Source organism: uncultured Microbacterium sp., assembly GCF_963524805.1.
In the GTDB taxonomy this organism is placed as follows: Bacteria; Actinomycetota; Actinomycetes; order Actinomycetales; family Microbacteriaceae; genus Microbacterium.
The window spans coordinates 177946-200895 of record NZ_CAURGG010000004.1; the positions used below are offsets into that span (position 1 = coordinate 177946).

Here is a 22950-nt window from a genome sequence, read left to right on the forward strand (position 1 = left end):
ATCGCCGATCATAGGTCGCGCGAGCACCGCTGCCGCACGCCGGCCCACCTCACGCGGCGAAGTCGTACCGCGCGCGCCCACCGAGCCGGGGAGTCCCCACAGGGTCGACATGCAGCGGTGGAATGAACCAGACCCGAGCCTTCATCCCGACACCCTCGATCCGGATCTCCCACCCGTTGTCATGGATGCGGTGGTGACACGACTCGCACAGGAGCACCCCGTTCTGCAGGTCGGTGGGTCCGGCATCCCGTGCCCACCATCGGATGTGATGCACCTTGACGTGTCCGGGCGGAGCCCCGCACATCGCGCACCCGCCGTCGCGTTCCACCAGGGCCAGGCGCTGAGCGCGGGTGAAGAGCCGTCTCGTTCGGCCCCAGTCGAGCACCTGCGAGTCTCCACCGAGTACGCACGAGAGGATCTCGCCGCCGGCCGCCATGCGACGGGCGGTGGCGACCGACACCGGCGCCGTGACACCGTCGATGGTCGCGTAGCCGGAGCCGCCCACGAGGTCGGCGTGGTCGATGCGCACGACGACGGTCGCTCCCTTCAGGGGCAGGTCGGTCTCAGTGCACCCGAGGGCGTGCTCGCAGAGCCGAACGAGCGCGTCGGCCTGCATCTGCACCACCGATCGGCGCGGGGCATCGGGGTCGGCCGTGCCGTCTCGTGCGGCATCGCGCGTCGCCCGCATCTGGTCGGACACGATCGCCTCGATCGCGACCTTCACCGGCGCGCCGTGCTCGGGGGTGAGTCGCCCGGTGAACTCGAACATTCCGTTGACCTCGCGCATGATGAACTGCTCGAGCCCGCGCTTCTCGTCTTCGCGCGGGGCGACGCCATCGGGGTCGAGCCACGCCTCGGCGCGCACGAGCAGTCGCGACAGCTGGTCCATCGACAGGCCCGGTGCCTGCTCTGCCAGCGTCCGCTCGGCGGCGTCGATCGGCTCGAGACCAGCGCGCAGAGCGACCCGATCGAGCATCGTGATGATCGCTCCCGCGGCAGCGGTCGTGAGCGTCGCCCGGACCAATGCCGCAGCGACATGGGGATGCCGCGCTGGAGCCTTCTCACCCGACAACAGCTGCCGGGGCGCGGTCGCCTCGCCCACTCTCACCAAGCGCGCCGCGTCAACGGTCGAGGTGCCCCCGGTCGCGGCGATGAGCGCGGTCGGATTGCGGAAGCCCTGCGTCTTGGCCAAACTCTCGGGCCCGAGCTCGGGCCTGGACCGCCGCGCGATCTCTGCGGCGAGCTGCGCCTGGTCGGCATCGAGCATGCGCCGCATGCGGCAATACCGTTCGTTCACGGCAACCAGCTCGCTGTCACTGAGCGACGCGGCATCCGGACTCGACCAGGTGGCGCGCACGGCCTCGACCTCCCCTGGGAGCAGATCGAGGGTTCTGGTCATGAGAACAGAGTACCGAGGGCCTCCGACACTCTCGTATATATGTACGATAGCTGTGGACAAATTGGCGCGCCATCAACACGCGGCTTGCCTGGGAGGTTCACCAGCGATGCGCGGAAAGACGCCCGCGCGAAACGCGACGGTTCTAGGCTGGTGACCTCATGAGAGTCATCTCCTATAACCTGCGCAAGCACCGCGCGGCCACCGAGCTCAGCGCCCTGGTCCAGCGGCACCACCCCGACGTGCTGTGCTTGCAGGAGTGCGACACGGCCGACATGCCGGCATCCATCGGCGATCTGCGTCTCGCGGAGGCCACCTCGCGCAACCGGCTGGGCCTGGCCGTCTACTACCGCGAGAACACGTTCCGCCTGCTCGAGGTGCGCTCGATGGCGCTGAAGAAGTCGATGCACGATCGCGTGCTCAAACCCGCAGAGGAACGGATGCTGGGGGTCAAGCTCCACGACATCGACGAGAACCGCGACCTCATCGTCGCGTCGTTCCACGCGGCCCCGCTGACGGCGCTGAACTCGCTGCGGCGCCACCAGATCCGCACCGCGCTCACCGAACTCGGCCAGCTCGGCGCCGGGCTGCCGGTGCTCATGGTCGGGGACTACAACTATCCGGTGTTCAAAGAGAACCTGGGCCAGAAGGTGCGCGAGCACGGCTACGAGCTCAACCTCAGTGATGCGCGCACCTACACGCGCTACCGGTTCTTCCGCGGGCACTACGACTTCGCGACCTCGGTCGGCATGACGATCGACAAGGTGCGCACGCTGCCGCAGGGCCGCAGCGATCACCTGCCGATCCTGGTGACTGCGACCCTGACGGCGAAGGCGAAGGCCAACGCGGCCTGAGCCGCCCGGGCCTTACTCCGACCCGACCCAGTCGTGCAGTTCGGCGATGAACCGGGCGCGCGAGAACATCTGGGTGCGCTCGCGGAAGGCCGCGGCATCCAACGATGTCGCCTGATGGATCAGCTCGTCCCAGTCGTTCCAGCGCTCGATCTCGCACGTGACTCCGCCGCCGACCGCTTCGACGGTCTCCGGCACACCGCCCACCGAACTCGCAAGGATGGGCGTTCCGCACGCCATCGCCTCGACGGGCATGATGCCGAAGTCCTCGACCGCCGGGAAGACGTACACGAGGGCGCGGCGGTACAGGGCGTAGAGCATCGCGTCGGACGGCGCGATGATGAACGTCACTTCGGCTCCGGATGCCGCCGCCCATGAGCGCAGCGCGACGTGGCTGGGCCCGGTCCCGGCGATGACGACGGGAACCTTCACCTGAGCGCCGATCTGGATGACGCGGTCGAGGCGCTTGTAGTCGACCATGCGCGACGCGCCGAGCAGGAAGTGCGCGGGCAGCGCGTCGAGCTGACGCTGCTCGTCGTCGGTCAGGAACGGGCTCCAGTCGTCCGTCGCCACGAGCCGCTTTGTGTCGACCGGGGGGTAGATCACCTGCGAGGGCTGCTCCCAGGCGCGCGTGACCCGCTCGCCGGTGAAGCGGCTGTTCACGGCGATAGACGTGGCCTCGGCGGCACGTCGGCGGTCGATGGGCTTGAGGATGGTGCTGGCCGCCCGCGCCCACGCGGAATCGCCGCGGTGGTCGCGTTCAGGCTCCCAGATGTAGCGAGCCGGAGTGTGCGCGTAGACGTACTTGCGTGTTCCGGGTCGGGCCTTCACATGGTGGGCGAACAGGTGCGAGCTCACCAGCATCCATTCGGGTGATCCGGGACTCGGCACGCGCCAGGTCGGCAGCATCGCCGGCAGGGCGAGCGCCTTGTTGTTGCGCAGGGGAGTGCGGGCGATCCACGACTCGGTGACTTCGCGTCCATCGAGCACGGGGGTATCGTCCCACAGCACACGCACGCCCGCCTCGGGGAACGCGTCCATCATGGCGTCGAGCACGCGTTCGGCCCCGCCCCAGCGCTCGACCCACTCGTGGACGATCAGTCCGGGCGTCGTCGCGCGAGCCGTGCGCGCGGTCGTTCCCGTGACAGCAAAACCGGTCATTTCCTTGACCCCCAGGTCGGCACTCGCGCGCAACGCACGCTCACTGCATTCCTCGTGAGCTTCGGGTTCACGAGCACTTGCCGGCAACCCCCACAGCTGCTGACCACGCACTCGCAACGCTACCTTCGCGAGGGCCGTCGCAGGCCGCCTTGACAAAACCGGTGGAAAACCTTGCGCTTGTCTTGCGCTGATCTGGCGGATGCCGCAACCAACGCCTCACGCAACGGAACTTGGCTCAAAACGCGAAGAACCCCCGACCGCATGGGCCGGGGGTTCTTCGCTGGAACGGGGTGTCGCAGACTAGACGCCCGCGTGCTCCTTGCGGTTGCGACGCGCGGCTGCCGTGAGGGCGACCGCACCTCCCGCGAGGACGAGCGCCCCGCCGCCGACCCACAGGCCGAGGAGAGAGCTGCTGTCGACACCGGTCGCCGGCAGGCTTCCGGATCCGCTGCCCGAGCCGGAGCCCGAAGCGGAGACTGAGACGGTGCTCGTGCCACCCGCGGAGGTCTCGGAGACCGCAGCGATGTTGTAGTTGCCCGAAGCGTCGCTCGGGAACGTGATCGGCACGGAGATTCCGCCGCCGGAGGTCGCCGTGGTGCTGCCCGAAGACGTGACGGCGAACTTGATGAATCCGACGGAGGCGTTCGTGTTTCCCTCGACCGTGACCGAGACGAACTCTCCGGGGGTGAACGAGCCGTTGACGCAGTTGAACGTCACGGTCGCACCGGGAGTGATGACCGTCGGCACAACGCTGCACGCGTTGGACGGCGGATAGATGGGAGGAGCGGCTTGCGCTGCCGCGGGCAGCGCAATTGCGGAGGCCGCGACGAGAGCGGCGACCGCTGCAAGGCGGATCGAGTGCTTCATGGTCGAACTCTTTCGTGAGGCCGTGAGGCGTGAATACTGCATGGGGACCGTGCTTTGTGCGAGAGCGGTAAAACGAGGAAGTGCTCTTTGGTGCGAGGTGCTGCTTGTTTTAATGCGCGAAAAAGCATCGTCAGTTCGGAACAATGGATCCGAGCTGCGATGCCCTACCTTGAGTGTAGGGAAACTCACAGGCAAGCGCTAATCGGCCTCGTTACATTCGCGTTAACTGTCGGGGTCACCTGTGCGACGAGGGTCGCTCCGGTCGGTGACGTGGGCGACGCGGCAACGCTTGCCACGACCGATTCGCCCGGCGCGAGAACGACATCGAAACTCAAAACTCTTCGTCCGTCGTGCATTCCCCCGCTGAAGCCCGAGCCGTTCGAAAGAGTTGCATTGGTCAGTTCGAAACCTTCGGGCAGATATATGTATCCGACGGTTCGTGTCGAGCCGGGCGGAACCCCGTACCAGCCGGCCGCGGTCACATAGTCGGGCAGATTTGCCGCGTCGGCAGGCGCATTGTTGGCGACCGTGACGTTGAGGTCGGCGATGCCCTGTGCGAGATCCCGCGAATCGAGCGTGCAACTCTCCCACAGCACCTGCGCGTCCACCGACTGGTAGAAGTCCATCTTCGAACCGGTGCCGTCGTTGACAAAGACGCCGAATGTGGACACCTCCGAGTCGGTGCGGGGCAGCCCGCCGGCCAGCGAGGTGTTGGCGAGGAGTTCCTGATCCTCGTCGTGGGCGCTCCAGATCATGAGGCGATTCTGATCGCCGGCCTTGGCGAGTGCAGTCAGCAGACCACTCGGGTCGACCGGTCCGCTGGTGAGAGCGCCGAAGATGGCGCCGGTGGCTTCCGCGAAGAAGGCGTCCTGATCGGCAGTGTCGGGGTAGCGCAGGTAGACGTCGTTGAGCAGCAGCGCGACGGCGTTCTCGGAGGTCAGCACATCGCCGCTCGGAAGCGTGACCGGGCCCGTCGCAGCAAGGATGTACGAGAGCGCGATCGGGTCGAGGGCGAGCACACCGTCAACCTCCGTTCCGTGTTTCAGTGCCCACTGCCGGCGCGCCAGCTGTGCGGAGACGGCGAAGTCCGGCACCTGCGTCACGTTCTGCATCCACTGGCCGGGCCGCTGTCCGTATATCGCGGTGACTTCATCGGAGAGCGGTACCACCGAGGTGTCACTCCCCGGGAATGCGCTGCCCGCGTCGGTCGTGGCCAGCTGCAGTGCTCCGCCGTCGGTGTGGATCAGCACCATCGCACCGTTGATACCGCCCAGCGACCGCCATTCGGCGTTGTTCTGGAAGAGCACCAGGTAGTCGCGCGGCCCCTCTGCGCCGAGCATCGCCGGCACCAGGCGGGATGCGTTCTCGAGCGACTGCGTACCTGTTTGAGCTGCCGCGAACTGGTCGGTCACCTGGGTGATGACGTCGCGCAGCGGACCGACCAGAGCCGACGTGGGGATGCGATCGAGCGAATCGTCGGCGGTGGCCATCGCCGTGGCAGCGGTGGTGGCTGCGGATTGCATCGCGATGAAGGCTGAGACGTCGACGCGTCCGTCGGTGGGCTTGAACGATGCCGGGCTGAGCGTCGCCGCCACATCGGCAAGCGGAGTGAGCGCATCCGTGGCGACGCTGTCGGCCGCGGACGCGACGGTCGCCACCGCCACCAGCTGCGCCCCGAGCCACGGTGTCGTCTCGAGTGCACGCCAGATGGGATCGCTGGTGAGAGCATGCGCGGCGGAGACGTCGTCGCTGACCGCGGCGATCGCTGCCGCGGCGACAGTCGGATCGCCGATGTTCGCGACGACCTGGCCAGCAGAATCCTGGGCGCTGCGCAGATGATCAGCCGCGATGGCTCCGCGAACACCGATCCAGCCCAATGCGAAGACGGAGACGGCCAAGCCCAAGCCCACGACGACCGCGATGAGGACGCCGGCGACGCGGGCAGGCCGAGGCAGGGGGGATGCCGTCATTTCATCAACCCTACGGGCCTGGTCAAAGCGCCCTATCGCGCGTCTGCCTCAGCCGGAGCCTCGCGCGGCTTGTACTCGCCCTGGTACTGGTAGCCGTAGTAGGCCGCGCCTGCACCGCTCTTGGGTACCTTGTTCAGTACCACGCCCAGCGGTCGTGCACGTGCCTTCTCAAGGTTGCCGAGCGCCTTGTGCAGCATGTCGTACGTCGTCTTGCCGGCAGAGACCACGACGATAGCGCCATCCGCGTTGGTCGCCAGCACCGCGGCATCAGTCACCGGAAGCAGCGGGGGAGAGTCGATCACAACGAACGCGTGCTGCGCGAGTGTCTGGATCAGCTCGCGCATCTTCAGCGATCCGAGAACCTCGCTCGGGTTCGGCGGGATGCGCCCTGCCGAGATCACGACCAGATTGCCTTCGTGCCCAACGGTGTGCGCGACGTCGGAGATTTCGGCCCGATCGGTCAGCACATCGGTGAGCCCCGCACCCTCGGGCAGATCGAAGAGCGAGGCAACCATGGGCCGGCGAAGGTCGGCGTCGATGAGAACGACGTTTTCTCCCGCGGCGGCAATGCTCACCGCGAGGTTGGCGGCGATCGTTGACTTGCCGTCGCCCGGGATCGGACTGGTGACCACGATCGCGCGCGGCGGGTTATCGATGTCGATGAAGCGCAGGTTGGTGCGCAGCTCGCGCGTGGCTTCCGCCACAGCCGAATGCGAATCGCTCCGACCCGAGAAAGTCAGCACCTTGCGCGCGTTCGTGAGCTCTTTCGACTCGGGCAGAGTCCCGACGACCGAGACTCCTGTTTCGCGCTCGATGTCGCGCGGGCTGCGCACCCGCAGGTCGAGCACGTGGCGGGTCACCGCGTAGCCAATGCCGAGCGCGAGGCCGATGAGGCCACCGAGCAGAAGGTTCAGGCGTGTATTCGGTGACGAGGGAGACGTGGGCAGGCGAGCGGAGTCACCGGGGATCAGTGACACGGCCGCCTGGGTCGTTGAGCCGTTCGTCTCGAGGTCTTCGATCTCGTTGACCATACCGCGAACCCACGCCTCAGCGAGGTCTCGAGCATCTTGCGGGGACGGTGCCTCGGCCGAAACGCGGATGACCACGGTATCGAGCGGGTTCGTCACGTCAACCCTCGCCACCAAGGCTTCGGGCGTTGTCCGAAGGCCGAGATCATCGATGACGGATTCGGCTACCGATCTCCACGATCCGATGTCAAGGTACGACTTGACAACGGATTGGGAGAGCTGGTTTCCGACGAGACGCGACCCGCTGTCTGATGCTTCCGTCACGGCGTTGACGATCCCGCTCGTGGTGGCCGTGTAGACGCGCGGTTGGATAGCGCTCCAGCCCCAAGCGGCTGCAACGCCAAGAAAAGTGAGGACAAGTATGCCGAGCCAATGCGCACGCAAGACACGCAAATAGTCGCGCAGTTCCATCCTGGCCCTCCCTAGTGAGTGAATTGAAGGCTACTCGGCAACTGTTTCGGCCTCGTGTCGTACGATCTCGACGACGCGCCAAGGCGCTCTCACGGGCAGTGGCAGCTCGACGCAAAGCGATGCCAAGAACGGCGGACTTCGACGAGATGATGACCACGCCACCCGCAGACGCGGGTGGCGTGGTCATCTGGCCGGACGTTGATCGCGCCTTAGGCCTTTGAGGTGAGCGTGAGGCCGTTGAGAGTGGAAGGGAACTGCTCGCCGACGAAGACCACAGTGGGGTTCACCGTGACAGTCTTCGCCCCCGAGACCGAGATCGTCAGGACGGTACCGCTGGAGTCCGTGGCGCCTTGAGCCACGGTGGGCTGGAAGACGTTTGTGGGGCTCGCCGGTGTCTGGGACGCAACGGCGCCACCGCTCACTGAGAGTGAAATTTGCGGCGTCGCGGAGGACTTGTTCTGCGCGGGGTTCTCGACCGTGACCTTGTAGGTCCAGGTGGTCTTTCCCTTGTCATAAACCTCGGCAACCTTCACAACGGAGATGATCACAGCAAGGCTGGACTGCGCGGCAGATGCTGGTGCAGCGGTTGCCAGCGCAATGACTGGTGCTGCCCAAGCCGCCGTCTTGATGACTTGACGCCGGCTCGGGCCGCGATACTCCGACGGTGAGGGCGGGATGTTGTTCGTGATATCAGTCATGGTGGTCTCCCCGAGGCAAGCGGTGCGAGAAATGATGGAATGTGGAACAGGATCCCGGACTATGGCTCGCATCCAGGCAGAAAAAAGCGATGACGCTCGAGCGTCATCGCTTGAATGAAACATAGCAGTTCTGCACGTCACGTTCCGCACTGGTTAGGCTGCTGTCACCTGAGCGCAACAATCTTTCACATTCCATTCATGTTCACAGGGTGAATGCTTCCGTGCCGAGAACGCGTGGCGCAACGGCCGCAATTCTCGAGACAGTCGCGGGTATCGGAGAGATCATCGTTCCCGCGTCAATCGGACCGGTGAGAAGACAGACGAACGATCTGCCGAATCCCGCGACCTAGTCTCCGTGCTCGGGCGGAAAGCATCGGCCCGACTCGGTCCATCACGTCAGGATGTTCAAGCAACATGTCGCGCCGCGTCGGCCAAATCGCCTTTCGCAGCATCCCCGGCTTATCGAGCCAAGCGGCGCGCCTCAGCCCCTCAATCCAGAACCTAGCACGACCCTCGGTCTCGCGGACTTTCCTGCGCCACTGCATTGCCTCCGCTGACCTCCACTCCGCGGCTGATATTTCTACGTCAATTCCGAGGTGGCGGATGACGTCGCTTAGCGGAGCCGCAGATTGAGTTGCCCGAATGAAGGCGGCCGCATCCAACTTCTCGCGATCGTCCAGTTCGAGGTCGAGAACGCTCGCCAGTTCGGTCTTGTGGCGGAGTTGGGCCTGTGAACTTCGCAAGGAGTGGAGTGCGAGTATGAGGGCGTGTGCTATGCGGTCGGGCACATCGCATGGGTGATGTGCGAATTCCAACGACGCGCGGCGCACCCACAGGGCTTCAAACGCGTCGGCCGCTGGCGCCAGGAACCCCGGCCAATATGCGTGCACATCGACCGAGTTTGGCCAGCCTCGGCGGTGGAAAGTGCGCGAGTGGAATGTGAATTGCTCCGCCGCGAAGCTGAGTTCATATTCCCGCCAACCAGCCGCGGTCAAGATCTGTGTGAAGTCGTCGAATCGGTGCGGCTCGATCAGAACGTCCACATCCGAGGACGTGCGCGTTGCGCGCAGAGATTGGCGTGCAAGCGCGTCGCCCTTTAAGACGAGCAACCGGATCTCATGTTTGGCGGCGATGCTATGCAGCCATGCTGTGCAAAGTTCTAGGGCTTCGTCGAGCTGCAGGGCGACAACGGAGGGGAGCGGCTGAGATCCATCCGCGCTCAGCAAGATCTCGCGGTCCATTGGGAGACTTCGTGTCTTCGACCCCGCCTCGGCTAAGGCCGTCCCATTCCAAAATACGCCCATCCAGCGGCCCGCCAAGCTGCCGCGTCAAGGCAGTTGCGCCCATCCACAACGACCCGACCGGCGGCGAGCGAAGCGGCGTGAGTGGGATCGAGTTCCCGACGGTACTCGTCCCACTCCGTGACGACAATGACAGCGTCGGCCCCTCGGAGGGCCTCGTCGCGATCCTCCACGTAGTTGAGCTGGGGGTGAATACGGCGGGCATTCTCAATTGCGGCCGGGTCAGTGATCGTAACCCAGGCGCCGAGACCATGGAGTCGAACCGCAACGTCGAGTGCGGGGGAGTCACGAATGTCATCGCTGTGGGGCTTGAAAGCAGCCCCGAGAACCGTGATGTTCTTCTTGAAAACGTTGCCATCGAATGCCTCGACCACGAGCTGTGCGGCGCGGTCGCGCCGGCGAAGGTTGATCGCATCCACCTCTCGGAGGAACGACACGGACTCGCCGCGGCCGAGCTCCTCAGCACGGGCGGAGAACGCGCGTATGTCCTTCGGGAGGCAGCCTCCGCCAAAGCCGATACCGGCGCCCAGAAAGCGTCGGCCGATGCGCGCATCGTGACCGATCGCGTCCGCCAGTTGCGTCACATCAGCCCCGGTCACTTCTGCAATCTCGGCCATCGCGTTGATGAAGGAGATCTTGGTCGCAAGGAAGGCGTTCGCCGCGACCTTCACAAGTTCCGCGGTTGCGTAGTCGGTCACGATGAAAGGTGTGTTCTTGGCAATCGCGGGGTGATAAACCTCGCGCAGAATGTCGGCGGCGCGCTCACCCTCCTCGCCGCTCGGCACGCCCGCAACCAAGCGATCCGGATCGATCGTGTCTTGCACGGCCCAGCCCTCGCGCAGAAACTCTGGGTTCCAGACGAGTGTGGCGCCGGTTGGCGTCACACGCTCGGCGAGGTCAGCGGCCGTACCAACAGGAACAGTCGACTTGCCCGCCACGATGTCGCCTGCACGCAAGTAAGGAATAAGACCATCGATCGCGGCATTCACGTATGTCATGTCGGCCGCATAGCCGTCCTTCTGTTGCGGAGTTCCGACGCCGACGAAATGGACATCGGCACCGTGCGCCTGAGCCATATCGGTCGTGAACCGTAAACGCCCAGATGCGATGCCTTGCGCAAGGATCTCCGCGAGACCGGGCTCGAAGAAGGGCGCTTCACCTCGTGCAAGCGTGTCGATCTTTCGTTCATCAACGTCGATTCCGACAACATCGTGGCCGATCGAGGCCATGGCGGCTGCGTGAACAGCGCCAAGATAACCGCAACCGATGACAGAGAGGCGCATAGGACTCCTCGAGAGTGAGCTTGGGGGGACATTGCCGGCGGTCATCGGCGGCGGGACTTCATTACTAGCAGAGCGATGTTTCGCAGATTGGTCATACGCCAGCGAACTTCGATCGTGACGGTCTCGAGTGGTTCAGGGAGGTGAGGTAGTCGGCCAGCGAGACGCGATGATTCGCGGGTGTGTATCCGGTGGCTTCGAGTTTCGCGAGGTTGAGGGTGCTGTTGTGTGGTCGTGGTGCGACAGGGGCGGTGGCGCCTGCAAAATAGTCGGTGGTGGTGACGCCGGTGATGCGGGCGGGGTCGTGGCCGGTGAGTTCGAACACGGATCGCGCGATGTCGGCCCAGGTGGTGGGGGTGCCGGTGCTGGTGAGGTTGTAGGTGCCGTATTCGGGGTGTGTGGTGAGGAGGTGGTGGATGCCGGCGGCGATGTCGGTGGTGAAGGTGAGTCGTCCGGTCTGGTCGTTCACGACGGTGGGGTTGATGCCGCGTTCGGCGAGGTTTGCCATGGTGCGGACGAAGTTGTGTCCCTCGCCGATGACCCAGGATGTGCGGATGATGTAGTGGCGGGGGCAGGTGCCGGCGGCGGTGTCGCCGGCGGCTTTGGTCTGCCCGTAGACGCCGAGGGGGCTGATCGGGTCGGTTTCGGTGTATTCGCCGTGTTTGGTGCCGTCGTAGACGTAGTCGGAGGAGACGTGGACGAGGGTGATCCCGTTCGCGGTCGCGATCCGGGCGAGGGCGGCGACGCCGGTGGCGTTGGCGGCCCACGCGGCGGTGCGCCCGTCGGGGGTTTCGGCGGTGTCGACGGCGGTGTAGGCGGACGCGTTGATGATGGTGTCGTAATCCCGCGACCGGCGCGCGGACGGCAGGCCGGGGGCGGTGATGTCCAGGTCGGTGCGGGTGGCGTACTCGATGTGCGGGGCGTCACCGTAGTGGGCGCGGAGGGCGAGTCCGAGCTGTCCGCCGGCGCCGAGGATCAGGGTCTTGCGGGGCGGGATAGGGTGCACGTCCTGCAGGCGGGGGTGGGCGAGGTCCTTGGCGGAGATCTCCACCTCGGACAGCGCGATCGGCCAGTCGATCGCCGCCGTCTCGTCGGCAAGGTTAAGGAACGAGTACTCCGCGTCCGGTGACCAGTGGTCGTTCACCAGGTAGGTGTACGCGGTGTCCGGTTCGAGGGTCTGGTAGGAGTTCCCCACCCCGCGGGGCACGAAGATCGCCCGGGACGGGTCCAGCTCGGTCGTGTAGACCGCCCCGAAGGTGGGGCCATCGCGCAGGTCGACCCACGCGCCGAAGATCCGCCCGGTCGCGACCGACACCCATTTGTCCCACGGTTCGGCGTGGATGCCCCGGGTGGTGCCGGCCTGGTCGTTGAAGGAGATGTTGTTCTGCACCGGCCCGAAATCCTCCAGGCCCAGTGCGAGCATCTTCTCCCGCTGCCAGTTCTCTTTGAACCACCCCCGCGCATCGCCGTGCACGGGCAGGTCGAACACCACCAACCCCGGGATGGTCGTCTTGGTGCGCGTCAACGCCTTCCCGAACGCGATACTCACTCTGGTCACTGCCCCTTGGTGGCGTAGAACGCTTCGACACCGTCTTTGGTGGGCGCCCACCAAGCCTCGTTGTCCCGGTACCAGGCGATCGTCGCGGTCAACCCGGATTCGAAGTCCCCGTACGAGGGAGTCCACCCAAGCTCGGTGCGCAACTTAGTGGAGTCGATCGCGTACCGCAGGTCGTGCCCGGCCCGGTCGGTGACATGCTCATACGCATCCGCCGGTTCCCCCATCAGCTCCAGGATGAGTTCGACGACGTCCTTGTTGCTCTTTTCCCCGTCCGCGCCAATCAGATACGTGTCCCCGATCCGGCCCTGATCGAGGATCGTGAGCACCGCAGAGGAGTGGTCATCGGCGTGGATCCAATCCCGCACGTTCTCCCCCGCGCCATACAGTTTCGGGCGGACCCCGCGGATCACGTTCGTGATCTGGCGGGGGATGAACTTCTCGACATGCTGGTACGGCCCGTAATTGTTCGAGCAATTCGAGATCGTCGCGCGGACCCCGAACGACCGCACCCATGCGCGCACCAGCAGGTCCGACCCGGCTTTGGTGCTGCTATAGGGGGAGGAGGGGTTGTACGGGGTGTTCTCCGTGAACCGGTCCGGGTCATCCAGCTCCAGATCCCCATACACCTCGTCGGTGGAGATGTGATGGAACCGGGTGTCGTGTTTGCGGGCCGCTTCCAGCAGCGTGTACGTCCCGACGATGTTGGTATCCAGGAACGGCCGCGGATCATGCAGGCTGTTGTCGTTATGCGACTCCGCCGCGTAATGCACCACCGCATCCGCCCGACCGAACAACTCATCCACCAACGGCGCGTCCGTGATGTTCCCCACGACGAGGTCGACCCGCTCCGACGGCAACCCCGCCAGAGACTCCCGGTTCCCCGCGTACGTGAGCGCATCCAACACCGTCACATGGTGATCGGTGTGTTCCACGACATGATGAACGAAGTTCGAACCGATGAACCCGGCACCACCGGTCACAAGAAGGTTCCCCATCAGCGGCTTCTTTCCAGGGTCTCAAGGAGGTATGCGCCGTAACCGGACTTCACGAGCTTCTCGGCGCGAGTTCGCAACTCTCCGTCGGTGAGAAAGCCCTGCCGCCAAGCGATCTCTTCCGGCACTCCGATTCGCAGCCCGGTACGGCGTTCCATCGTGCGTACGTAGTCGGCCGCGTCCGTCATCTGATCGAAGGTTCCTGTATCCAGCCAGGCTGTACCTCGCGGGAGGACTTCGACCTGCAGTTTCCCGCGTTCCAGGTACGCACGGTTCACGTCAGTGATCTCGTACTCGCCTCGAGCGCTCGGCTCAAGGTTTCTGGCCACCTCGATGACATCGTTGTCATAAAAGTAGAGGCCAGGCACCGCGAAGCTGCTCTTCGGCACCGCTGGCTTTTCCTCGAGCGAGACCGCCCTACCCGCAGCATCGAATTCGACTACGCCGTAAGCCGTGGGCTCCGCGACCCAGTAGGCGAAGATCGCGCCACCGTCCACGTCGGAATAGCGCTTCAGCTGTGTTCCCAGCCCCGGACCGTAAAGAAGGTTGTCACCGAGGACGAGCGCGACCTTGTCGTCGCCGATGAAGTCCGCACCGATCGTGAACGCCTGGGCCAGCCCGTCCGGGGATGGTTGTCGCGCGAACGTCAGGCTAACGCCGAACTGAGATCCGTCGCCCAACAGTCGCTCGAACTGCTCTGCATCATGGGGGGTCGTGATGATCAGGATGTCTCGAATGCCGGCGAGCATCAATGTCGACAGCGGGTAGTAGACCATCGGCTTGTCATAAACCGGGATCAACTGCTTCGAGATGCCGAGAGTGATCGGGTGCAGCCGCGTGCCCGAGCCGCCGGCGAGGATGATGCCTTTCACAGAGTCCCACCTATCAAGTCGTCTGTATTCCGGAGGTAAGTCGTATCGTTTGCACATTGCGGTCCGATGTCGCGCCAGTCACTATGACCGCCCAGGCTCGTCACTCGAGTGTCCGACGATGCTGTCTAAGGGCTGCCGAACTCGCCAGTAATGTGACGGTTTCGGCCGCAATGCGTTCCCATGTGGCCACGGACGGGTTGCCACTGCGGGCCTCGGCCGTCATCAGGGCCAACTCAATATCGCGCGGGCGCAGTTCTCGCTGGAAGAAGGTGACCCAGCATTCACCCACCTCATCACGCAGAGCGAGGAAGGTTGCGGTTGCGGGAACAAGCAATGGTGAGCCGCCCGCGAGGGCGAGGAACGCAGTTCCAGAGTTCAGGCCGGAGGTGTAAGGAAGGACTGTGAGGTCGCTCGCTGCGATAAGGCACTTCAGGCCCTCGTCGGGAAGAAATCGAAGGTCGAGCTGGACGCGGCTGTCATCCGCTGCCAGTCCGCGAAGCTCGTTCGCGACTGTGTCGTCATAGGGTCGCCCAGCGACAATCAGGCGAGCTAACGGATTCACCAACGAGGTGAAGGCCGTAATGAGCGCATCAACGCCCTTGTACCTGTCGATGCCACCCACAAAGACGATCAGCTGCTGGTCTGCCCCGACCCCCAACTCAGTTCGAGCGTCGGTGCGGGTCGGGAACGAGCTGGGGTCGGCAAGATAGCCGTGGGGGACCACCGTAAAGGGAGTCTGTGCACACGGATGGCCTGTGGCGACCATCTCCCCATGGGTCGCGTGGCTCAAGTGAATTTGACGATCGACTGTTCGTGACAGAAAGCGGTAGAGGAGCCACTCGCGTAATCGAGATCGAGACTGATGGGGCCGTAAGTTGTGCACCGTCCAAACCACCGCTGTCCGGCGCACTCGGAGAACGGTCACGGCAAGCATGAACCCGATCAAGCGAGGGTAGGCCCGCCACCACGCTCGCTGGACGATGGTCCAGTCCGGCCAGTGGAGGTGCAGGACGTCGAACTTCTCGGCGAGAGCTACTTTGACGGAGTAGTCCGATATGTCAGCGTGCGTCCGGTCCATGCCACCGTAAAGCAACGCGATGTAAGGGTTTGAGAGATCCCGTCGCGGCGAAGGCCATGCGAGAATTCGCAGTTGATTGCGGGGCTTGATGTCGGTGAGAGGGCGGGCCTCGGCGGTCATAGCATCCCCTTCTGCCTCTTCAACATGAAGCGGGTAATCCAGTTCAGTTGGGTTCGGAAGGGACGAATGAGTGCGTACATGATTCCCACTACTCCGAGCCAAGTACCCAGAAGGAGCAGGAGCAGGACCAGGGGGCCCGGTGCGGGCGCTAAGTGTTGCACAGCGAGGCAAGCGGCCGAGGCGAGACCAAATACAAGCACCGGCCCCAGGGCAACGCGGACCAACGGTGTCCAATGGATCCCAATTCTGCGCAGAAAGAAGAGCGTTCCCGTGGCCCACACGAGAAACTGCCCGACGACGACGCTCCACGCGACTGCGTATATCCCGAGTGGCCACATCGTGCACACCAGGGCGATGAGAATTGCTCGCCCCGGTAGTTCCGCAAGCAAGAGCAACTTGGTCCGGGCTACTGAAAGAAAGAGCCAGTAGTACAGATACCCCAAACACTGAAACGCCGCCCCCACAGCAAGGATCTGCACCAGAGGTGCTGCCTCAACCCATTCACGGCCCAAGAGGATGACGATCACGGGTGAGATGAGCGATGCCAGGAGACTTAGTGCTCCGAGGAGAGTGGTAGTCAGAATTCCTTGAACTCGCTGTGCCGCAAGTTGCAGGCGGGACCTGTCGCGATCTACCGCGAACGCTGCGAGGTAAGGAATCGCTACTCGGGTGAGGGGGGAGACCAATTGCTGTATCGGCAACGAAATCAGCTGGAACGCTCGGCTGTATATGCCAAGCGAACTTGCGCCGAACTCCCGTCCGACGACCACATTGTCCACGTTCGTCGACACATAATTCACAAGTTGCACGAGCAGTGTCGGAATTCCAAAGCGAAGGAATGGACGCACTGGCGTTCCGCGGGACCACCAACCAGGAAGCCATCGGGCTAGACCGATTGCGAGAACAGCCGAAAACAGAGACGCAGCAACGGCCTGGCCAACAAGCGCCCACACGCCGAGCGACAGCATTGCAAGCAGGATCGCAACCCCGAAGGCGACAAGTTGGGAGATCAGGTCGACGGCGGCGAGTGCGGAGTACCGATTGCGCCTGTTGATCTCTACCCGATGTTGCGCGGATATGCCTCCAAAGAGGAAGGTCGTCGAAAGCGCGAGACAGACCGGTGCCAAAGTCGGATCGTCGTATAGTGCTGCGATCGCGGGCGCGGCCGCAGCTACAAGCCCGCACATAACCAGTCCGACTGCCGTGTTGAGCCAGAACAGATTGGATTTTTCGGCCCGTGATAACGATTCTCGTTGCAACGCAGCGAGGCTTAGTCCTAGATCGTTGAAGACTGTAGCAATGCCCACGATGCTGGTCACCATGGCGAGTTGGCCGAAGGCTTCGGGGGGGATCAAGCGTGCGAGTACGACGAAGGATGCCAGCTGGAGCAAATACTTGCCCCATTGCCCGGCCAGAAGAGTCAACGCGCCGTTTCGCGCTCCCAGTCCGGTCAGATGGGCCCGCTTCGTTTGAGTGTCTGTCATGTCTGCGCCGCCTCCCCCACGTTTGCGAGCGCGTTCGGCATTTGCGTCCGTGATCCTTCGACCGCGCCACGTGCGAGCGCCATGAGTTTCTTGCGCCGGTTGTGCTCATAGAGCGCGATGAGCATCGCTTTGCGGACGAGGACGGCCGTGACGCCGACGCGAGAAGTTCGCGGAGGCAACAACCGGCGGGGTGTGTGCCGGTGCTTTCGCGAGAAGTACGTCATGTCAGCGGCCATATGGCGCAGGCGGAACGGGGAATAGTTGTAGATCTTGCCCAGCCTCTTCTGCTCCGATTCACCAATAGCGTGATCCAGGGTGGCGCGGCCGTCTCTGACGATCCTTCTTCCCGAGACCCGAATGCGGGCTGAGAAGTCGAAGTCTACGAAATCGACAAACATCGATTCGTCGTACCCGCCGAGTTCAAGCCAAGTGGCTACCCGCACAAGTGAGCCCGATGTGATGCAGTAGTTGATTTCTGACGACCCAACCTGCCTATTGCCCGTATTCCTTTCATGAACAGAGGCAACAGCGATGGCGACATCCGGTTCGGCGATGGTCTCAAGTAGGTGGGACATCGAACCGGGAGATAAAATCGAGTCTTGGTCTAGCAGAAGCACCTCCGAATTCCGCGACGCTTCAGCGACCTTCAGGATCTGGTTCAAGGCCGCTGCGACGCCTCGGTTTTGCGCAAGCTGAACCAAGCGCACGCCGGCCTTGTCACAGACCTCCCGTATCTGCCCGACGTTTGACGAACCGTTGTCGACCACTGTGACCAACGAGGATTGACTGACTGCGCTCTCGATGCATCGACGAAACAGTTCTACTTCTGGGTTGAATGTCACGATGCCGATCATTGAGTTGCTCACGTCGTTCACGCACCAATCCGGGTGCGCGCCCAGTCCGATTCACCCGAAAAGTACTGGATCGCCTCGCTGATGCGATTCATATACGCTGCGCGGCTGAAGTTCTCCCGCCAGAACGCACGGGTGATTTCCCTCGGTGGGGCAGAGGTCGCGACACGCAGCAACTGCGGAAGCAGTCGTTCGGCGGTGTCGAGTCCGCGAACGAACACTCCATCGGAATATCCCTCCATCCCGCTAGCTCCACAGAAGACGACGGGTGTGCCCACCTGGAGGGATCCGACCAGGATCATATGGCCCGCGGCGCGACCTCGCGGGCGCAGGGGCAGGAAAGAAACGTCCGACCGGGCGATCAACGCTCCGAACTCCGACTGCGTGACTCGACCGAAGTGTTCGACGCGCGCCGGACCGCTTTCGATGACGCGAGGCCCCTCCCCAACCGCCGTCAACAGTTCGACGGGTTCTCCGGACTCGAGGATCTCCCTTTCGAGCTGATTCACTACCCCCAGATCGCGGTCTGAAGACCCGCCAATGAAGATCCTGGTAACGCCGTCGCCGATTTCTGGACTCGAGGAATATGGAAAGTCATTGCCGTAGATGACGGGTAACGCCTGTCCACCAGACACCTTCCAGTTTTCAGCTTCTACAGTCGCGAGCGTGATGATCGGCGAATCATGAAGCGCCCGCGCTAGCATTCTCCAGGATCGCGTCCCCGGCGTCGCATACAGTCCGGTCACAATGACTCGTTTCCGAGTCAGTGCCTTCAAGGGGATTGCGATCCATGGGTTGGTGGCTAAGTAAGAACCCGTTCGGGGCTTTAGCGATGCCTTGATCGCAACCACGGCCGAGTCCACGCCCAGTCCGAAGGCGAGCTTGCCAAAGCGCTTGCCGGTGGCTGACGCGTGGTCGAATGTCACGACCCGCGCCACCGAGGGCATGTCTTCCCAATGCTTCGCGCTGGACGGCCTTGCAAGTGTGACGACTGTCAGGTCCCTGTCGGGTCGATGGTCATCCATTGCGAACCTCCTTGGCAAGTCGCGCCCATCCCGTCACGGCGCCAACGATGTATGAGTCACGTGCTCGTGCGACATCTGATGGCGTACTCGCGACAGCAATCGATATGGAGTTGAGCCAGCTACTGACCGAGTCGTCCGTAAGCCATTCGCTGGATTCGCCGAGTACGTCTGATAGGACAGAATCGCGTGGGCCGACGACAGGGGTGCCAACCTCCAGCGCCCTGATTGCTACACCGCTCTGGTAGAAGCGACGATAGGGAATGAGTACAACCGAGGATTCCTGCAGCCGATTCTCGAACTCGCCTTCGGTGATGAAGCGAGCCTCAACCGTCCAGCCCGCTATGTTTGGCCAGCCTCTGCCCACAACACCGAGACGCCATGATTGATCGGCTTTAGCGGCAATATTGGCGAGGAGAGCAACGTCCCGGTCAGGTTTGTACTGACCCATCACTGACACGAGTGCCGACCCTGACCTATCCCCGGACTCTGCTCTCGTGAGGATCGGGTGCGGGACTAGTTCAATGCGGTCGGAAGCGAGGCCAGTCGCCCGGGCGAGCGCCCTGTGAGCGTGTCTGCTGTGAGTCACGAGCTTAACTCGCCCCGCAAGTGTCCTTGCGACGATCGCCCCAAGTCGCCCATACCCCACAGCTCGCACGAGCGGCTTCGGGTCGTGCATCACGAGGCTTCCTTTGCCAGCGACAATTCGGATGAGCAAACTGTCGAACAACCCAAGCACGGGCCAGCAGACAACGGTTTGTGAACTCCGCATAGAGCGGCTAAGTCGGCGCGCTAGATGGAGCTTGCGAATGTACTCGACAATCCACAGCACCCTGCCTCCTCCATTAGCTGAGGGCTCTAGAAACTGAATGGAGTCGGTGGAAACGCCCGACGCCTCCAGGACCTGACGAGCTTCAAGCACGTAGTGCCTCAGGGCCGAACCCAGCGGATTAATCAGGAGAACACGAGCGTCGGACTGCGGCAGGCGGGTGCGGGCACCACGCCACAGCTCACGTGCGGAGGACCATCGCCGGCGTGCGATCAGTCCCGCGAGACGGCGCAAGATGGGAAGGGCGCTGCCAAGAGTCCGGCCCAAGATGCCCGCGTGGCGGGAATTTAGCAACCGAAGATTGCGGGCGAAGTAGAACGGTGGTGTTCCGTCAGACTGCTGCCACGCCCGGGCGCTGGCAACGACCGCAATCCGTCCACCTGCGTATCCCAGCCGAAGATGAAGGTCAACTTCTTCGGTGTATAGAAAGTACGACTCATCGAACGGCCGAAGCGGCAAGTCGCGCGTTCGGTAGACCACGATCGCTCCGTCGAGCCAATCGCAGCTGACTGGCTCGGCGTGGGCTGCGGTAATTGGAATGCTTCGACGGTGAATCGGAAGCCGGAGGACAGGAGAGAGTATCCCGCCCATGGACCAAACGCGATTGTGGTCGGTCAGCAACTCCGGGCCCACTGCAGAGAGGCTTGGATCTTGAAGTGCAGCGACGAGTCGATGGAGGCACCCTTCATCGACTCGCACCTCGTGCGTCGCGACGAGGGTGAACGGAGCCTCCTTGCCCGCATCCCTCAAAGCGCGCAACCCAACGTTAACTGCGGCTCCATAACCAAGATTGCGCATTACCTCAAGCTGTACGCCCGTGGGCAAATCGGTGCGGAGCTGGTCGACCTTCGCTGGCAGATCGGAGTTGTCGACGACCACGATTCGAGTGGCGTCCACGCCCCTCGTGAGCAATCCATCGATGATTCCGCGAATCGTGTCGTGGCGACGGTGATGCACAATAACTGCTGAGAGCGTGTCGATAGGGGAGTCGTGGCGATCGCTCATTGGCCCCTCATCCACTGGTCCGCGCTTCGTCGTCCGTCAATCGGCGGAAGGCTGCGTACAACGTCCTCAGGCTCGAGAGGCGCGTCGATCGCGGCGAGCAATGCAGCCGGGAGGCTACTGACTTCCGCGACAACCGTATGGTTTGCCCTCGTCAGCCAACTTGCGAGTCCCGTTTCCTCGGTGGTCACGATAGTCAGACCATGAGAGAGGCCCTCCTTTATCGGAAGGCCAATCTGCTCCCGCCAGCGACCGTCTCGCACCGACGGAGCCACCAGGATCCTGTGTCGTCCATATGTGTCGCGAAGTGCGTTGTGTTCGATATGGGTGACGTGCGTTCGTCGAGTCGGTGACTCACGCGCCCATTCTGCAACGAGCTCCCTCAGCGGGCCGTCGCCGACCAGCGTTATCGATGAGTCCGTCTGCGACTCGATCTGGCGCCATGCCTCCAGTAGCGGACGGACTCCCTTCCGCTCCTCCAGTCGACCGACGAATAGCACATCCATCTCTGCGGCAGAAGCCAACGGAAGAGTCGGTGCGGGCAACTCGAGAATTAGCTTGTGCGGTGCTCTCAGAAGTCCCGGCAGTCTGGCGTACGTTGCCATTGCTCCGGGGCTGCCAAACGCGACTCGATCGAGAAGGGAGCCGAAGACTGACCCGACGACAGCGCCCACAACGCGAGCGGCTGACGACTTGCCCCATGCAAGTTTACCGAGGAGGTTCTCTATGCTGTTGTTCTCTATGCAGTAGGCGACCAATTGCGCATTGCGTCGCTTGACGAGTCGTACTGTCAGTGCCGTAACGATTGTGACCGGGAGTTCCCGCATCCAGAGAGGCTCGGGTATCTCTACAGTGACGTGCCCCGTCGCTCTCAGAGCTTTCACGAGCGATTGTGGCGTTAGGCGGTTGATTCCGTCCGCCAAATCTCTGGCGCCGAGGTCCCACTTCGTCGCCCTATACAGAACGGCATCTCCGGGCGCCCACTCCGTAAATCTCTCGATATGCGCAGCGCGAAGCTCAGGAACCACGTGTATGACTGTCATTTGCCGCTCGTTTGCAACTCGGGAGTCCTCGCGATGAGGGCGCGCAACGCTGACTCGTAGCGTCCATTTACGGCATCCCACGTGTAGGAGTCCTTTGCGCGCGCAATAGCGGCGCGAGACAGCTGATCAGCCAAGTCTCGATCTGCGAGAACGGACACGATGGCGTCGCGGATCGCCCCTGCGCTCGGCGCCGTGAATATCCCTGCATCGCCGAGAACCTCGCGGTTATAGACAGTGTCACGCGCCACAATAGGTGCTCCGCATGCCATCGCCTGCACCAGCGCGGGATTAGTGCCGCCGACGCTGTGTCCATGAAAATATGCGCCAGCGTGTTGCCAGAGACTGTTGAGTCTCTGGTCATCGCTGACATGGCCAAGCCAGTGCACCCGGTCGGACGTCTGTGACAACGCCCTCGCTGCGTCATCAAGCTCTCCGCCATAACCGCTCGATCCCACAATGACGACATCGGTTGTGTCCGCGAGGTCCTTCGCTGCCCCGAGGAACTCCGGAATCGTGTTCTCTGGCACGAACCTCGCGACCGCCAGCACGTAGCCGCGGTGTCGAAGGCCCTGCTCGACCGGCAACTGTTCCGCGACAACATCACCGCCATACGGAATGAACGCACCGTCCAGGCCAAACTCATCTCGCCAACGGCGCCCGATCTCCATCGAGTCGTAGACCATCCGAGACCCGTGCCTCGCAGTCCAAGTCGCTCCTGTCCGGAAGACCTTCTTGGCGAAGCGGCCCCACTTGGCGCGATCCCACTCGATACCATCTACGTTCACCAGGCTCGGGATGCCGGCCCGCCGGAGGATCGGAAGCCAGTAGCCGTTCGCCACATTCATGACGAGGGCGACGTCGGCGCCCTCTCGAGCCGCGTGCCGAACTGCGGACAGTCCATAAGTGAGCGTGCTGACGGACTTCCGCTCTACGCCCCAGGTCTCGACCGTTCGCACTCTCGGGTCCCTATTCGGGTCGGCCGGCTTTGTTGCTCCAGGGCGACCGTATACGGTCACCTCCCATCCTGCGTCGACGAGAAACGGCGCGAGTCTGCGGATTGCAGTCTCGAAGCCGCCGTAGTAGCTGGGGTAGCCGCGAGTGCCGATGATTGCGACAGAAGGCATAGGGATTCCTTT

Annotated in this window: 20 protein-coding genes; 1 reads left to right on the forward strand and 19 read right to left on the reverse strand. The window is 63.3% G+C overall.

Translation table 11 applies throughout. From position 1 onward, the window contains the following. Positions 1-49 precede the first annotated feature (49 nt). Positions 50-1399: a DUF222 domain-containing protein gene (locus RWQ91_RS10650; RefSeq protein ID WP_314505804.1), complete on the reverse strand. Its 1350-nt coding sequence runs from the start codon at positions 1397-1399 to the stop codon at positions 50-52. A gap of 158 nt (positions 1400-1557) precedes the next feature. Here RWQ91_RS10650 and RWQ91_RS10655 point away from each other — a divergent pair, with 158 nt between their 5' ends. Continuing rightward, positions 1558-2250, forward strand: coding sequence for an endonuclease/exonuclease/phosphatase family protein (locus tag RWQ91_RS10655; protein ID WP_314505806.1), 693 nt, complete (start codon positions 1558-1560; stop codon positions 2248-2250). Positions 2251-2262: 12 nt separating this feature from the next. On the opposite strand, the gene RWQ91_RS10660 is transcribed toward RWQ91_RS10655, so the two are convergent. From RWQ91_RS10660 to RWQ91_RS10740, 18 genes are all read right to left on the reverse strand, one after another. Further along, positions 2263-3408 (reverse strand): glycosyltransferase, encoded by a 1146-nt coding sequence (locus RWQ91_RS10660; RefSeq protein WP_314505807.1) that lies wholly within the window; start codon positions 3406-3408, stop codon positions 2263-2265. Then, positions 3405-3515, reverse strand: a complete 111-nt coding sequence (locus RWQ91_RS17195) for a zinc finger domain-containing protein (RefSeq protein ID WP_399546285.1) — start codon at positions 3513-3515, stop codon at positions 3405-3407. The genes RWQ91_RS10660 and RWQ91_RS17195 overlap by 4 nt, the downstream gene beginning before the upstream one ends. A gap of 193 nt (positions 3516-3708) precedes the next feature. Continuing rightward, positions 3709-4275: a cell wall protein gene (locus RWQ91_RS10665; protein ID WP_314505808.1), complete on the reverse strand. Its 567-nt coding sequence runs from the start codon at positions 4273-4275 to the stop codon at positions 3709-3711. Positions 4276-4460: 185 nt separating this feature from the next. Then, positions 4461-6245 carry a DUF4012 domain-containing protein gene (locus RWQ91_RS10670; protein ID WP_314505810.1) on the reverse strand — a complete coding sequence of 595 codons (1785 nt, stop codon included), beginning with the start codon at positions 6243-6245 and terminating at the stop codon, positions 4461-4463. Between the two features lie 32 nt (positions 6246-6277). Then, positions 6278-7684, reverse strand: coding sequence for a polysaccharide biosynthesis tyrosine autokinase (locus RWQ91_RS10675; protein ID WP_314505811.1), 1407 nt, complete (start codon positions 7682-7684; stop codon positions 6278-6280). Positions 7685-7893: 209 nt separating this feature from the next. Further along, on the reverse strand, positions 7894-8382 hold the full coding sequence (locus tag RWQ91_RS10680) for a hypothetical protein (protein ID WP_314505812.1): 489 nt from the start codon (positions 8380-8382) through the stop codon (positions 7894-7896). A gap of 296 nt (positions 8383-8678) precedes the next feature. Next, complete coding sequence (locus tag RWQ91_RS10685; RefSeq protein ID WP_314505814.1) at positions 8679-9623, reverse strand: nucleotidyltransferase family protein; 945 nt, start codon at positions 9621-9623, stop codon at positions 8679-8681. 32 nt (positions 9624-9655) lie between these two features. Continuing rightward, positions 9656-10966, reverse strand: coding sequence for a UDP-glucose/GDP-mannose dehydrogenase family protein (locus RWQ91_RS10690; RefSeq protein ID WP_314505816.1), 1311 nt, complete (start codon positions 10964-10966; stop codon positions 9656-9658). A 91-nt stretch (positions 10967-11057) separates the two neighbouring features. Then, entirely contained in the window at positions 11058-12512 is a 1455-nt protein-coding gene (locus RWQ91_RS10695; protein ID WP_314505895.1) for a bifunctional dTDP-4-dehydrorhamnose 3,5-epimerase family protein/NAD(P)-dependent oxidoreductase, read from the reverse strand. A 5-nt stretch (positions 12513-12517) separates the two neighbouring features. After that, on the reverse strand, positions 12518-13516 hold the full coding sequence (rfbB, locus tag RWQ91_RS10700) for a dTDP-glucose 4,6-dehydratase (RefSeq protein ID WP_314505818.1): 999 nt from the start codon (positions 13514-13516) through the stop codon (positions 12518-12520). Next, on the reverse strand, positions 13516-14385 hold the full coding sequence (rfbA, locus tag RWQ91_RS10705; RefSeq protein WP_314505820.1) for a glucose-1-phosphate thymidylyltransferase RfbA: 870 nt from the start codon (positions 14383-14385) through the stop codon (positions 13516-13518). Before rfbA ends, rfbB begins: the two co-directional genes overlap by 1 nt. A gap of 100 nt (positions 14386-14485) precedes the next feature. Then, on the reverse strand, positions 14486-15583 hold the full coding sequence (locus tag RWQ91_RS10710) for a glycosyltransferase (RefSeq protein ID WP_314505821.1): 1098 nt from the start codon (positions 15581-15583) through the stop codon (positions 14486-14488). Then, positions 15580-17067: a lipopolysaccharide biosynthesis protein gene (locus RWQ91_RS10715; RefSeq protein ID WP_314505822.1), complete on the reverse strand. Its 1488-nt coding sequence runs from the start codon at positions 17065-17067 to the stop codon at positions 15580-15582. The genes RWQ91_RS10710 and RWQ91_RS10715 overlap by 4 nt, the downstream gene beginning before the upstream one ends. Next, complete coding sequence (locus tag RWQ91_RS10720; protein ID WP_314505824.1) at positions 17064-17942, reverse strand: glycosyltransferase; 879 nt, start codon at positions 17940-17942, stop codon at positions 17064-17066. The genes RWQ91_RS10715 and RWQ91_RS10720 overlap by 4 nt, the downstream gene beginning before the upstream one ends. Beyond that, positions 17939-18943: a hypothetical protein gene (locus tag RWQ91_RS10725; RefSeq protein ID WP_314505826.1), complete on the reverse strand. Its 1005-nt coding sequence runs from the start codon at positions 18941-18943 to the stop codon at positions 17939-17941. Before RWQ91_RS10725 ends, RWQ91_RS10720 begins: the two co-directional genes overlap by 4 nt. Continuing rightward, complete coding sequence (locus tag RWQ91_RS10730) at positions 18936-20774, reverse strand: glycosyltransferase (protein WP_314505828.1); 1839 nt, start codon at positions 20772-20774, stop codon at positions 18936-18938. The genes RWQ91_RS10725 and RWQ91_RS10730 overlap by 8 nt, the downstream gene beginning before the upstream one ends. After that, a complete protein-coding gene (locus tag RWQ91_RS10735) occupies positions 20771-21814 on the reverse strand; it encodes a glycosyltransferase family 4 protein (RefSeq protein WP_314505830.1) in 1044 nt (347 codons plus the stop codon). The genes RWQ91_RS10730 and RWQ91_RS10735 overlap by 4 nt, the downstream gene beginning before the upstream one ends. Beyond that, entirely contained in the window at positions 21811-22938 is a 1128-nt protein-coding gene (locus RWQ91_RS10740) for a glycosyltransferase (protein WP_314505832.1), read from the reverse strand. Before RWQ91_RS10740 ends, RWQ91_RS10735 begins: the two co-directional genes overlap by 4 nt. Positions 22939-22950: the final 12 nt, after the last annotated feature.

What these genes read in the sequence shown, in the direction of transcription:
- RWQ91_RS10650 (WP_314505804.1), bottom strand. Translation starts at nt 1,399, where the DNA reads ATGACCAGAACCCTCGATCTGCTCCCAGGGGAGGTCGAGGCCGTGCGC.
- RWQ91_RS10655 (WP_314505806.1), top strand. Translation starts at nt 1,558, where the DNA reads ATGAGAGTCATCTCCTATAACCTGCGCAAGCACCGCGCGGCCACCGAG.
- RWQ91_RS10660 (WP_314505807.1), bottom strand. Translation starts at nt 3,408, where the DNA reads ATGACCGGTTTTGCTGTCACGGGAACGACCGCGCGCACGGCTCGCGCG.
- RWQ91_RS10665 (WP_314505808.1), bottom strand. Translation starts at nt 4,275, where the DNA reads ATGAAGCACTCGATCCGCCTTGCAGCGGTCGCCGCTCTCGTCGCGGCC.
- RWQ91_RS10670 (WP_314505810.1), bottom strand. Translation starts at nt 6,245, where the DNA reads ATGACGGCATCCCCCCTGCCTCGGCCTGCCCGCGTCGCCGGCGTCCTC.
- RWQ91_RS10675 (WP_314505811.1), bottom strand. Translation starts at nt 7,684, where the DNA reads ATGGAACTGCGCGACTATTTGCGTGTCTTGCGTGCGCATTGGCTCGGC.
- RWQ91_RS10680 (WP_314505812.1), bottom strand. Translation starts at nt 8,382, where the DNA reads ATGACTGATATCACGAACAACATCCCGCCCTCACCGTCGGAGTATCGC.
- RWQ91_RS10685 (WP_314505814.1), bottom strand. Translation starts at nt 9,623, where the DNA reads ATGGACCGCGAGATCTTGCTGAGCGCGGATGGATCTCAGCCGCTCCCC.
- RWQ91_RS10690 (WP_314505816.1), bottom strand. Translation starts at nt 10,966, where the DNA reads ATGCGCCTCTCTGTCATCGGTTGCGGTTATCTTGGCGCTGTTCACGCA.
- rfbB (WP_314505818.1), bottom strand. Translation starts at nt 13,516, where the DNA reads ATGGGGAACCTTCTTGTGACCGGTGGTGCCGGGTTCATCGGTTCGAAC.
- RWQ91_RS10710 (WP_314505821.1), bottom strand. Translation starts at nt 15,583, where the DNA reads ATGACCGCCGAGGCCCGCCCTCTCACCGACATCAAGCCCCGCAATCAA.
- RWQ91_RS10715 (WP_314505822.1), bottom strand. Translation starts at nt 17,067, where the DNA reads ATGACAGACACTCAAACGAAGCGGGCCCATCTGACCGGACTGGGAGCG.
- RWQ91_RS10725 (WP_314505826.1), bottom strand. Translation starts at nt 18,943, where the DNA reads ATGGATGACCATCGACCCGACAGGGACCTGACAGTCGTCACACTTGCA.
- RWQ91_RS10730 (WP_314505828.1), bottom strand. Translation starts at nt 20,774, where the DNA reads ATGAGCGATCGCCACGACTCCCCTATCGACACGCTCTCAGCAGTTATT.
- RWQ91_RS10735 (WP_314505830.1), bottom strand. Translation starts at nt 21,814, where the DNA reads ATGACAGTCATACACGTGGTTCCTGAGCTTCGCGCTGCGCATATCGAG.
- RWQ91_RS10740 (WP_314505832.1), bottom strand. Translation starts at nt 22,938, where the DNA reads ATGCCTTCTGTCGCAATCATCGGCACTCGCGGCTACCCCAGCTACTAC.